This is a genomic window from Vibrio sp. 10N.261.51.A3, assembly GCF_041471965.1.
Taxonomy (GTDB): domain Bacteria; phylum Pseudomonadota; class Gammaproteobacteria; order Enterobacterales; family Vibrionaceae; genus Vibrio; species Vibrio crassostreae_C.
This window is the reverse complement of the sequence record NZ_JBFRPK010000003.1, coordinates 13,757-26,539: the sequence shown is the minus strand read 5'-3', so window position 1 is coordinate 26,539 and position 12,783 is coordinate 13,757. Positions and strand designations below refer to the sequence as shown.

At 43.8% G+C, this 12,783-nt stretch carries 12 protein-coding genes; 8 read left to right on the top strand and 4 right to left on the bottom strand.

From position 1 onward, the window contains the following. Nucleotides 1–191: 191 nt before the first annotated feature. Together AB4371_RS00780 and AB4371_RS00775 are read right to left on the bottom strand one after the other, a co-directional pair. Complete coding sequence (locus AB4371_RS00780) at nucleotides 192–1,007, bottom strand: TauD/TfdA family dioxygenase (RefSeq protein ID WP_017059123.1); 816 nt, start codon at nucleotides 1,005–1,007, stop codon at nucleotides 192–194. 310 nt (nucleotides 1,008–1,317) lie between these two features. Further along, entirely contained in the window at nucleotides 1,318–2,217 is a 900-nt protein-coding gene (locus tag AB4371_RS00775; RefSeq protein WP_017066263.1) for a Vmh family MBL fold metallo-hydrolase, read from the bottom strand. A gap of 160 nt (nucleotides 2,218–2,377) precedes the next feature. Here AB4371_RS00775 and AB4371_RS00770 point away from each other — a divergent pair, with 160 nt between their 5' ends. Both AB4371_RS00770 and AB4371_RS00765 read left to right on the top strand, forming a co-directional pair. Then, complete coding sequence (locus AB4371_RS00770) at nucleotides 2,378–3,271, top strand: LysR family transcriptional regulator (protein WP_372148642.1); 894 nt, start codon at nucleotides 2,378–2,380, stop codon at nucleotides 3,269–3,271. Between the two features lie 145 nt (nucleotides 3,272–3,416). After that, complete coding sequence (locus AB4371_RS00765) at nucleotides 3,417–3,818, top strand: ACT domain-containing protein (protein ID WP_372148640.1); 402 nt, start codon at nucleotides 3,417–3,419, stop codon at nucleotides 3,816–3,818. A gap of 106 nt (nucleotides 3,819–3,924) precedes the next feature. Here the strand turns inward: AB4371_RS00765 and AB4371_RS00760 are convergent, their stop codons facing one another. Further along, nucleotides 3,925–5,811, bottom strand: coding sequence for a methyl-accepting chemotaxis protein (locus tag AB4371_RS00760; protein ID WP_017069836.1), 1,887 nt, complete (start codon nucleotides 5,809–5,811; stop codon nucleotides 3,925–3,927). Nucleotides 5,812–6,154: 343 nt separating this feature from the next. Then, a complete protein-coding gene (locus AB4371_RS00755; RefSeq protein WP_017070813.1) occupies nucleotides 6,155–6,871 on the bottom strand; it encodes a DUF1826 domain-containing protein in 717 nt (238 codons plus the stop codon). Between the two features lie 276 nt (nucleotides 6,872–7,147). Between AB4371_RS00755 and AB4371_RS00750 the strand changes: the two genes are divergently transcribed. From AB4371_RS00750 to AB4371_RS00725, 6 genes are all read left to right on the top strand, one after another. Beyond that, nucleotides 7,148–7,720, top strand: coding sequence for a YceI family protein (locus tag AB4371_RS00750; RefSeq protein WP_372148638.1), 573 nt, complete (start codon nucleotides 7,148–7,150; stop codon nucleotides 7,718–7,720). Nucleotides 7,721–8,041: 321 nt separating this feature from the next. Continuing rightward, a complete protein-coding gene (locus AB4371_RS00745) occupies nucleotides 8,042–8,737 on the top strand; it encodes a VC0807 family protein (protein WP_017059114.1) in 696 nt (231 codons plus the stop codon). A gap of 356 nt (nucleotides 8,738–9,093) precedes the next feature. After that, nucleotides 9,094–9,369, top strand: a complete 276-nt coding sequence (locus AB4371_RS00740; protein ID WP_017059113.1) for an HU family DNA-binding protein — start codon at nucleotides 9,094–9,096, stop codon at nucleotides 9,367–9,369. Nucleotides 9,370–9,394: 25 nt separating this feature from the next. Then, a complete protein-coding gene (locus tag AB4371_RS00735; RefSeq protein ID WP_017059112.1) occupies nucleotides 9,395–9,538 on the top strand; it encodes a hypothetical protein in 144 nt (47 codons plus the stop codon). A 320-nt stretch (nucleotides 9,539–9,858) separates the two neighbouring features. Further along, entirely contained in the window at nucleotides 9,859–10,761 is a 903-nt protein-coding gene (locus AB4371_RS00730; protein ID WP_133151375.1) for a VirK/YbjX family protein, read from the top strand. Between the two features lie 268 nt (nucleotides 10,762–11,029). Next, nucleotides 11,030–12,733, top strand: coding sequence for an FAD-dependent oxidoreductase (locus AB4371_RS00725; RefSeq protein WP_372148636.1), 1,704 nt, complete (start codon nucleotides 11,030–11,032; stop codon nucleotides 12,731–12,733). The last annotated feature ends 50 nt before the right edge of the window (nucleotides 12,734–12,783 follow it).

Sequence of the window (12,783 nt, the reverse complement as noted above, 5' to 3'; positions counted from 1 at the left end):
TTTTGGCGCCGATTATATTACACATCACGTCCGAGCAGTGAGGTTTCAATCAAATATGTACCAACGCATTTGTTTTTATTATTAAGCGTAGATGAATGATGCACCCTGCTGACGCTTAAATTTAAGTACGAGTGCTTGGTTCAGGGATGGGCATGCGCGGTGTTCTTTTGATAACTGTGTTCAGCTTACCGCTATGTCACTGTTACTCGATGCATTTTTCTTGGAGTATCCCCGTAATCTATCACTGCGTAATGTTGCGTTACCCTGTTATCCCAGATCGCCATTGAGCCGTTGTCCCATTTGAAACGAACTTGAAACTCAGGGCGTCTCGCAATTTCAAACAGTTGGCTGAGTAAAACATCACTCTCTTTGCGGTCGAGTTCGTTGATATAACGAGTAAACTGTTCATTGATACAGAGCGTTTCTTTATCCGTTTCAGGATGAACTTGAACAACAGAGTGAACCACTGGCGGATTCTCCTGTGCTGTTTTAATCAAGGATTTGTGCCAATCGAGATCAATGTCTTCTGATTCTATACCTTCAAAGGCCACAAGCGAATGAGTCGCCGACAACCCTCTCAACTTAGCTTTCATATCTTCATGTAGAGATTCAAAAACCGCAGTCATAGAACACCAGATAGTGTCACCACCAATGCTTGGAATGTGTTGAGCATGCAACAGGGAAGCTTTCGACGGCAAGCTGCGCCACGTTAAGTCGGTATGCCAATAACTTTCCTTTGGCGCATTGCCACGGGTTGTTTCAATCACACTCACCTGTGGCGCACTTTCCACGCGAGGGAAGAAAGGATGTGCAGGTTCTAACGTTCCAAAGCGCTGTGCAATCATCAAGTGTTGTTCTGGAGACAAAGTCTGCCCGTCGAGAAAGATCACTTGATGGGCAATAAGTGCCTGATACACCTTATCGAGTTCATCAGCACTGCATGTAGAAAGCTCTAGTTCGTGAATACGAGCGCCGATGTGAGGAGTAATGGGTTCTATTTTCAACATACTTTCGCTTATTGGTGATATTGAGTTGCAGGGCGGATCTGGCTACTAGGCTAATCTGACTACTAACAGTAAACCGGGTAAATGCTGATTTTCTTTCTCACTTGAAATAGAAAGTCGTCTCTCCGAAACAAAAAAAGAGCTCCTAAGCTGGAGCTCTTTTCGTTTTTTGATACTTCCTGTATCCATAGACAAGTCCAATCTGTAGTACTTTCACTGAAAGCCAGATCATCGATATCTCCAGTTGTGTATCACCAATAAATCTAGCATACAATCTTCAGACTGTTCTGGGACACAACCGAGATAATCAACTCTAGTGCCAAGCCATCTCACCGCTTAGCACTTTCGCGCCAAGTTCTAAATCGCCTTCCGTAGCCTCAAATTTCGGGTAGGCTTTCTTCATGTAATCACTGATCTCGACCGATGTTGGATTACTTTTGCTCGCCAACGCTTTTTCAATATCAGCCACATAATCCTTCGTGAAGTGAACTGCATTTATTCCTGTTGGCATTTCACCTAAATAGTGACCCGGAATTACAACCTCTGGCTCTAGTGCTTTCATACGCTCCAACGATTGTGACCACTGGCTACGAATCTCTTTCGATGCAGTATCTGCCATCCATACATGCACACCGCTATACACCGACACGCCACCAAACACCGTTTTTTCAGACGGAACCCATAGGTAAGCTTGGTGTGTATTTATCTCTTTCACTTCGATGGTTTCACCTTCGATGCTTAATGTTGTGTCGTTCATCACCATTGGAACAATCACCTTAGAGGGCGCGTTGCCTTCTAATATAGGCCCCCAGTATTCAAGCTTTGCATCTTTGGTGCGTTTGATATGCGCGACAACGGCTTCACTGGCAACGACTTTAACGTTAGGAAAGGCCGAAACTATCGGTTCCAAACCAAAGTAGTAATCTGGGTCGCCGCTACTGATGTAAATCATCGATAATTTTTTGCCAGTCGCTTTGATTTGCTCCACCAAATTTTGTCCATCAGCCACACTAAATTGCGCATCAAACAGAATCACTTCTTTCTCACCCGAAACCAATACCGAGCTTGCCGGGAATATCGCGTTCTCGCCGGGGTTATAGTGAGTAATGTTCAGTTCTGTCGCTAGCGCAACACTTGATGCCAGCACGGTTCCTAGGCTTATGGTTCCTAAAAGCATGCTTTTTGATAACAGGGTTTTCGATAACGTATTCATGGCTTTATTCCGATATTTGGAGTTGAACACCTGCCAACTCGCTGAATGTCCAAATATCTTATTTGATTGTTTTTAGATGAAATAGACATCAAATTAACTTTAACTGTTGCAGTTTTCGGACATATACTGAGGTCGGTTTAATTCTCTAGGCAATAAAACAATGGATAAACTCGAGGCAATGAATGTCTTTGTCACCATAGTGGAACGTGGCAGTTTAAGCGCTGCGGCAGAGCACCTTGATCTCTCACGAACCAAGGTCACTCGTTATTTGGGTGAGTTAGAAGCATGGATGGACACACGCTTGCTTCACAGAACAACACGAAGCTTGAGTTTAACCAGCGCAGGTAAAGAAACACTTGAGGTCGCCAGAGAACTTTTGGCACTGGAAACATCCCTAGCTGGGATCAGAAACCAAAACCGAGAGCATTTAAAAGGTCAGCTGCGTATTACTGCGAGCTACTCGATTGTCGATAGCTTCTTGATGGAATCAATTAGTCGCTTCATCGCCAAATGGCCAGAGGTTTCTATCGACATTATCTCGACTGATCAGACCGTCAACCTGGTTGAGTCACGCATCGATTTGGCCATTCGCATAACCAACGAACTGACGCCCAATATTGTCGCGAAGCAGATCGGTGAATGCCGCTCCGTGATTTACGCATCGCCTCAATATCTAAAAGAGAAAGGCACACCCACAGAAGCCCAAGATCTAGCGCACCACAACTGTTTATCGTTCAGTTACTTTGGCAAAACCGCTTGGACGTTCAATGGCCCCAATGGGCTCGAATCGGTTCCGATTAAAGGGAATATCAGTGCAAACACCTCAGAGGTTCTGCTTTCTGCCACACTCAAAGGCAACGGTATCTGTTTACTGCCCTTCCCTTCAGTGGAAACCTTGATGCGTGATGGTCTATTAGTGCCACTGCTTTCTGAATGGCAACCTAAAACGCTCGGTGTTCATGCTATTTATGGAACGCGTAAACAAGTCACACCGCTGTTAAGAGCCTTTATCGACCATTTATCTGACGAGATGGAACAATCGACAAGTTGGTAGAAGTACGATGCCATCACTAAGGAGGAAAACTTGCCATTAGTAAAACTGATGCAGAATTAAAATCATTAATTTTACTTAACTGTCAGTTGCTTCTATCGTGACTGCATACATCATCAATTAGCTTATTAACGCAGGGAAACTGACTATGACTGCCATTACCGATTTAGACATTTTGTTAAAGTCCATGTCACCAGAACTCATTGAAGGCAACTATGTTTTTTGTACTGTAGGCGGGGGATTGGCAGACTATGTTCAGCTCAATCCAATCTCGACTTTTCGTGAGAAAGAAGGTTTAACACTGGTTCTGAAAGAAGAAGTTGCGACCAAAGCTCAGCTAGACTTCGATGGTGTGTTTAGCCTGATTACATTGTCGGTACATTCCAGTCTTGAAGCGGTTGGATTAACAGCAGCCTTTGCCACCAAGCTTGGTTCTTACGGCATTAGCGCCAACGTGATTGCTGGCTTTTATCACGACCATATCTTCGTTCAGAAAGACAAAGCTGAAGCCGCAATGAGTGCGCTTAGAGAATTTTCAGAAGCGGATTAGTAAAGAATTCGATTGTTCACAGACACAAAAAAAGCGACGTAATCTACGTCGCTTTGGCTTATTGCTTAACGTGCACTCACTGATCAGGCATCAGTGAGCGAACCAGTTAAGCAAGCTTAAAAGTCGCCACTTTGTCACTTAAGCCAGCGGCTTGGCTCTTAAGTTCGTTCGACTCAGTTAAGCTGTCCTGTGCGCCCACAACTAAGTGGTCGGTAACATCTTTAATGGTCGTCACGTTCTGGGTAATTTCACCCGTCACATGTGTTTGCTCTTCAGCAGCCGTCGCGATTTGAGTCGCCATATCGCTGATCAAAGCAACTGCAGTATTGATCTCTTCAAGCGCATGCGAAGCTCGATCGGCATCTTCTACTGAATGTATTGCCAACTTAGAACTGCTCTCCATCAGCTCAACCGCTTGCGCCGTTGTACGCTGCAGGATATCAATTGTTGATTTGATCTCTTCCGTTGAAGAGTGGGTACGCTGTGAAAGCACACGTACTTCATCCGCTACCACAGCAAATCCACGACCTTGTTCACCAGCACGAGCCGCTTCAATCGCTGCATTCAAAGCAAGTAAGTTGGTTTGTTCTGCAATGCCTTGAATCGTTGCGAGTACAGTCGAGATCTCTTGAGCATGCTTGTTAAGTTCGCTAATCACACTACCCGCTTCATTAACTTCATTGGCTAGGTTATTGATTGAACCTTTGGTATCCACAACCAGAGCGTGACCACTGTTAGTGCTTGTCGCTGAATCTTGCGCCGCTTTTGCTGTTTGCTCGGCATGCGATGCTATCTCTTGCGTGGCGCTCGCCATTTCAGTTACGGCCGTCGCGACCATAGTGATTTCTTGCTGCTGATGATTAAGCTCATCCACCGAACGGTTCGCACGCTGAGCACTTTGCTCTGACTGGCTGTTTAGCTGTTCTGACTGCCCACGGATATGGCCAATCAACTGCTGTAAGCTTCCAACAAAGGTATTGAAGTTATGAGCCAACTCGCCCACTTCATCTTGGTTTTCAACATGAATGCGTTGAGTTAAATCACCACTACCATTCGCGATTTGCGCCAGTGCTTGAGAAACGTGGTTCAACGGGCGGAATAGAATCGTACACAACAGGTTAAACAGTATGGTACATACGATCACCACAAGTAGCGTCACCAACACTTGACCAATCACTGCATCAAATAGTGGCGCAACCAGAGAGTCATGGTTAACAACGCTCACAGTAATCAGGCTCGTTCCATCAATCGCACGTGCGTACAGAACATAGTCGCTGCCATTCAACTCGATAGAAGTGTCTTTACCGCTAGTCAGCGCCTTTTGTACGTCCGCAAAATCTAACCCAAGTGAGCTGATATTTTTGTTCAGTAACTTGGTGTCAGGGTGCGTATAAACCGTGCCTTTATTGGTCGCGATGAACATGTAACCTTCACCCGGAAGAATCACTTGCTCTAGGCTATTAAGAATGTCGGTAATTTCAACATCCGCGCCTAACACAACCTGTTGACCATGCAGTTGCATTGCTGTTCCTAATGAAACAACGTTCGCCCCAGTTGCTGCAGCAACCGTTGGGTTATCCATGAACACCTTGCTTGGGTTCGCAACCGCATTGGTGTACCAACCCCATACGCGTGGATCATCATTGCCCGGTGGCAACACAACACCGTTCGCGTTCTTTTGCGAACCATCAGGAAATGCCAAGAAGACATTATCAAAAGAGGCTGAGTCACGAACCTGTTTTAGATGAGTCACCAAGCTTTCTTGTTTGGACTCTTTCGAAAGAGAAGTAAGCGCACGCTCTTTGGATAAGATCCAATCCGATACATATTGATTGTAAGAAGCCGATGCGCCTTCTAAACGCTGTTCAACTTCAATATCCAACCTTTGCAGTGAAGCACGAAAAGACAATGCCTCGACCAAAATCCCCCCCAGGATAATGGCCATACTGGCTGAAATCGCCAGTTTATTTTTAAGCGAGAGTTTCTTGAACATAGGAAACCTATAATGTGGAAGTAAAAAACCGTGGCGAACAAATTGGTTGCCAAAGAGGTTTGCAAGCGGGATATATTTTACGCTTTAAAATAAATTAAGAAACCGATGAGGAACTGAAATATTGATATATGTGAGTAAGTGCACGCATCGTAACCCATTGATTTAGAGAATGGTAAACTCTAAATTTTGAATTAATGTGCTAAACATGGTCAGCTGATGAGTGTCTCTGTTTGAGAATAATAACGGCACAGATCGCGCCATGCCGTTAGCTCATTAGGAAGGTATTTAAATGAGTTGAACGTCTGAATAGAAACAGGTTGCGAACTAAATAGTCAAAAGTTGATCAACCAAAGTCCAACGTTAACAGCAATCGTGTTTCGTCAGATGAAGTGACTGGTGAACGGTGAACAAGGCCTCTATTCTCATTGCCACTCCAACGCTCCCCTTTTAATAACGCAACATCACCACTGGCCATTTTCTGGATGTCAGATTCGTCGTTGTACAGACCTGAAACAGAATCAGGCTTTCCGTTAGCCCCTAGCCCTAGCTTAGAACGGTCGACTAAGTCGTTTGGCAACCATTGAGTCGCAACACCATGATAAGTTGTCACCAAGCGGCAAGGCACTTGATCAAAATGGAAACGTGGGCACATCGCTTTATTCAGAACGGCTAAACGTAACCCGACTTCTTCAAGCTCAAACAAACAACAGAACATATCCACCAGCTCTGCCATGTTTTCTAACAGCGCTTTAGAGGCGGTGCCATCGGTGGCAAATTCCAACTTATCGAAAGCATTTTCAGGTGACACGCTAACAGACTTACTAAAGTTTGGATTCAAGGCGATAAATTCACTAATTGCCGTCGTTAAGCCTTCATCAAACTGTCGCTGCCATACCGCTATATTAATATCACTTTGGTAGATATCCGCTAATACCGTTGGCTGCTCAGAAGCACTCGAGCTTGGCTTGTGATTTGCCTTATCCTGAATACTCACAGCTGAACTAATGTTGAGTGGCTGGCTGCTATTGGTAGCCAAAGGCTTGGTTAACACGGCATTCATTACGTCGTCTCCTTGATACATGCCCATCGCTTCCCTTTTACCAACAGAATAATTATTCTTGGCAAGAGTGATTTTAGTTGTGTTATAACATAACTAAAAATAAACAAGTCACTTCGTCGATCATGATTCCAGTAATACAGCGACGCTCTTCTTTTCCTGCGGTAATTTTTCGAATGCTGAACTAAGCTTCTCTCAATCACTCTTTCCAAAAAGTCATTTTAAAAACGTACGACTCAAGAACGTAAACCTGTGAATTCATCAATCTGGTGACAACTTATGAAAAAACTAATCTCTACATTCGGCCTCCTATGCACCGCTATCTCCGCTCAATCTTTCGCGGAGTCGGTCTACACATTAGATCCGAAGTTATCGAACATCACATTCGCGACCATTAAAAAGCAGTTTATTGTCGAGCCCGCATCCATCAAACCTATGTCTGGAGGACTTACCGAAGAGGGTCAGTTTTCAATAGTATTGGACTTGAAAAGCGTGAGCACCGGAGTCGCTATTCGTGACCAGAGACTGAATGAACTCTACTTTGAATCGATGACTTTTCCTGAAGTGAAGATCTCTGGGAAGGTTGAACCGTCGATGCTATCTGGTGATCCAAAAAGAACAACAGTAGCAGCGGAAGTTACTTTACACGGCGTAACCAAAACGATCGACTTCCCAGTTGTGGTGGTTCCATCCTCAGGGTTTGTCATGGTTAGCTCAGCTTCGACAATCATCGTCAATGGCGCTGATTTTGGGATATCTACAGAGAATCTAAACAAACTTTCAGCGACCGTGGGTGGATTAGCGATTTCCGACCAAATCCCTTTGAGCTTTAACCTACTTTTCGACGAATAATGGGCTTATAACTCTTCCTTTCTGTTCTGCCTCATTTCACATTCATCAATCGTTTAAGAGCGGTGAATGTGAGTGAGAGTACGCGACAACGCAATAAACTGAATTAGGTTTGAATAAACTAAACCAAAATTTCCACTCGATTTCCCCAAGTCGGCCAGATAAACATCCCTCACAAAGTATTAAATTGAGCGTTATATAGGCTCAGAGATGTCGTTGATGTCACATGTCGTTACACAGCATGACGCCTTAAGGCTTTACATCTTGGGCGAGGTAAACAACAATCCCTGAGAACAAATCCATAACATAATGTATTTAGAAATTATGAGTAACACAGAAAACAAAAAATCGAGTCCTCTTTTCGAAGTCGTGTTTAACGTCTTTCTTCCTTCATTCATTTTAATGAAGTTCAGTGGAGATGAGCATCTCGGAACAGGCTTAGCTTTGCTTGTTGCCCTTGCCTTCCCTATTGCTTATGGTGGCATGGAGTTAATCCGCAATAAGAAGTTCAACTTCATCGCTGCGCTCGGCTTTGTAAGCGTGCTATTGACGGGCGGTATTGGTTTCTTTGAGCTAGACACTCGTTGGTTAGCACTAAAAGAAGCATTAATCCCTGGTCTAATTGGTTTGGCGGTTCTTGGCTCAACCTTCACCCGCTACCCGTTTATCCAGAAAGTTATCTTCACACCGGCCCTGTTAAATATCTCTCTTATTGAAGAGCGCCTAAAGCAGTTCGGTAACCAAGCAAAGTTTGATCGTTGTCTAATGACATCCAACTACCTATTCGCGAGTACTTTCGCATTTTCTTCAGCTATGAACTACTTCCTAGCGACTTGGATTGTGACTAGCCCTGCTGGCACCGCTGCCTTTAATGAAGAACTTGGCAAGCTGACACTTTACAGCTACCCAGCAATCGCCATCCCAAGCATGCTGATGATGTTAGGTATTTTCTACTACATTTGGCGTCAAGTTCGCACGATGACATCACTAGAAACAGAACAAATTTTTATTACTAAATAGTTCTGAATTAACAAATCGCTCTGACAGCACAACATGAAGCCCAGCAATTAAGCTGGGCTTCTTTGTTTTTACTCTTTCGTTATCAACGTGATAGATGACAGCTTCGATTTGGATTATGAATCGAACGGGCAACCCTAATGCTCTTTTCTCAAGTAAATTTGGGCAACATGTCTATAAACCAATAATAATCAATGAATTGCATTGATTGAACCGACAGATGCTTTTATAGTCAATTCTGTTGGTTACTTTACAAAGCTCTACCCGCTCACTGACATTATTTCAATTGCTGTTGATAAGATCGCATAAGCTAGGTGCTAAAGGTAGACGCCAGCCGTACTCAATAAGGAATATAGATTATGAACAAATCTCAATTAGTTGAACACATCGCGACTTCTGCAGACATCTCAAAAGACCAAGCAGGCACAGCACTAAATGCGCTAGTTGAAGGTATCTCTACTTCGCTTGCGAACGGTGATGACGTATCGATCCTTGGATTTGGTAGCTTTAAAGTTAACTCTCGAGCTGCTCGCACTGGTCGTAACCCGCGAACCGGAGAAGAGATTCAGATTGCCGCATCAAAGACGCCAGCATTTAAAGCGGGCAAGGCACTAAAAGAGACGTGCAACCTGTAACACAAAAAACACAAGGAAGATTACGATGACGACTAAGGAAAAAGCGAAAACGAGCCGAAGCAAAAAAGCAGGCAAGTCGACTAAAGCGCAAGCCGAAACGCCTAAGACTCGTCAACGCATTGAAGAGCTTCTCGAAGAGCGTGAACTGGCTAAACTGTTAGAACTTTAGTTTATATAAGAACTAAAGTTTAGGTTTAAGCAAGGTGATAGTTTGTTATCGTTCTAATGCCACTGCAGATTTGTAGTGGCATTTTTGATTTAGGAGCAAGCGCCTCTAATAAATAACATTGATACCCCTCCCCACTAAAGCGACAAACACATCTGTCCAAAATCTGAACGCTAAGTAACTGATTGAGTTACATAGCTATACACATCCATACTTACCCAAATCACCTTTTTCACTATCATCATTTTCTTGTTATTGGTGAGATTATAGGAAGGGTTCATGACACGACTATGTTCGAGCAATCCTTCTTCTTTGAGGTGATTATGAATGTCGTTCGCATGGGGATTGAAGCAAATACCCATAAAAATAAGGGTAAGTACAAAGCGATAGTTAAGTTTACTATTCGAGCCCTGTTTTATTATTCAGCTACTCGAAAAATGAGTAATAATTTCAACTCTGAAGAGAGAAAGTTATTATTTATCAAGCAACCCAACTTCCTTTCTAAATTTGTGACTCCCTACTTATGTACTGGCTTTAGCAATAAAGAAAAGATCGATATCTTATCCAAACACTACGACTGGTTTGAAAACACCTTCGCAACAGAAGCTAGACACCAAATCTATAACGAAAGGCTCAATCTTTTAAAACTTGAGATAGATGACAACGTTTATCTGGTTAATCTCAGCTTCGAAAGAAACGCGAGAAAAGAAGGTGAACTGACAATTTCATTGACCAACTCTCAACTCGAAAAAATGTATACCATTTCGTTTACTGTTTTCGACAACAACATCTACATCGGCGGTATACAGGGTGGCGCCAATGACAATGGATTTAGCCGCACATTCACCAAAGCTTTTTACGGTTTAAGACCTAAATCCTTCATGGTAGAAACACTACGACTGCTCGCTATTAACTTGGGTATCGACAATATCTATGCGGTAAAAGAGTCTGGTCATGTCTCGAACTCATTACGCTACGGTAAGAAAAACAAAGACATCAGCCTTAAATACGACAGTCTGTGGGAAGAGCACGATGGACAGGTGCATGATAACTATTTCTATCGTCTCCCGACAAACCCGAACAGGAAAGATCTTGAAGCTCTAAAACGTCAAAAGCGTAAGTTGTATCGCGAGCGTTATGCCTGGCTAGATCTGTATGAACAAGATCTGAAGAACGTAATCAGTCAACACATCCATGATCCTGTTCATTATGCTCATGACAGTTAATTTGGCTAACCTGTACTCGACTCGCTAACGCGTATTACCTTTACTAGCGTGCTTTAGTCTAATCACAGCCCTTGGACCAAACGCTCAATCCCGAGGTGATAGCTTTAAAATAAATATTAGACAATGCTAATTTACATCTTTATAGTATCTAGGTATTTCGAAAACTACTCAATCGCCGGCGACCAGCCAGTACTGATCATTAAGAAGATACAAGCTCTATGCTCGGCAATTTGTATAGTTAAACTTAGAGACAGTAATAGGTAAACGTATGACTAAAATTGTAATCATCGGTGGCGTAGCTGGAGGTGCTTCAGCTGCTGCACGCGCTCGTCGTCTTAGTGAAGAAGCCGAAATCATAATGTTTGAACGAGGACCATTCGTCTCTTTTGCCAACTGTGGATTGCCATACCACATAGGTGGCGATATCGAGGATAGAAGCAAGCTTCTGTTACAAACACCTGAAAGCTTCTTAGCTCGCTTCAACGTTGACGCACGAGTGATGAACGAAGTTACCTCTATTGATCGCACCAATAAAACCGTTACAGTCAAAAATCTTGTTGATGGTAATCACTACAGCGAGAGTTACGACTTCTTATTACTCAGCCCTGGAGCCGGTGCCGTCGTTCCTCCCATCTCAGGAATCGATAACCCCCTCACCCATTCACTACGCAATATTCCAGATATGGATCGCATCATCGAAACAATCCAAATGAATAAACCTGAGCACGCGACAGTTGTTGGCGGTGGCTTTATCGGCTTGGAAATGATGGAAGCGTTTCATCAGCTTGGGATCAAGACTTCGTTGATTGAGATGGCTGACCAAGTAATGACGCCAGTAGACCGGGAAATGGCCGGCTTTGCCCATGCGGAGATTCGTGACAAAGGCATCGACCTAAAACTCGGCGTCGCGCTTGAGTCTGTGAAATATATACCTAACGAACACATCGCAAGTTTTGATTCAGGCGAGAGCGAGAAGCACCAACACATAGAGGGTGAATTAGAATTAACACTTAATAATGGCGAGTCATTAACTACTGATATCTTAATCATGGCTATCGGTGTGCGTCCTGAGACTAAGTTAGCAAAAGAAGCAGGACTTCAAATTGGCGAACTAGGTGGTATCTACACCAATGAAATGATGCAGACTAGCGATCCTAGCATCTACGCTGTGGGTGATGTGGTCGAAGAAAAAGACTTTGTCACAGGTGCACAAACTCTAGTTCCGCTTGCTGGCCCTGCTAACCGTCAAGGTCGTATGGCTGCCGACAACATGCTCGGACGCAATGAAATCTATCAAGGTACACAGGGCACAGCTATCTGTAAGATTTTTGACCTAGCCGTTGCCTCAACAGGGAAAAATGAAAAACAGTTGAAGCGTAAAGGCGTCGACTATGAAAAAGTCTATGTGCATACCGCAAGCCACGCTAGCTACTATCCTGGCGCTGAGATTGTCTCGTTCAAGATGTTATTCGCCCCTAAGACAGGGAAAATACTAGGTGCGCAAGCCGTCGGTAAAGATGGCGTTGATAAACGCATTGATGTTATGGCAGTAGCTCAACGTGCAGGTATGACCGTTGATCAGCTTCAACACCTTGAATTAACCTATGCACCACCTTACGGGAGTGCCAAAGACGTGATTAACCAAGCCGCATTTGTTGCCAACAATATTATTAAAGGTGACGCGACACCTATTCATTTCGATGAGATTGCAACATTAAGCGACAACCAACTCCTACTCGATGTTCGTAACCCTAGCGAACTAGAAAATGGTGGCTTTATTGAAGGCGCAATCAACATTCCTGTCGACCAACTGCGTGATCGAATGAGTGAGCTCCCAGCAGACAAAGAGATTGTAATCTACTGCCAAGTCGGGTTACGTGGTAACGTGGCTTATCGCCAACTCGTCAACAACGGCTTTAAAGCACGCAACTTAATCGGTGGTTATAGAACACTCATGTATGCAAAAGCTTAAGGATTAATACTTAGTCGCCGGTAATGGTGCGCGGACACTTACGGGCTAGT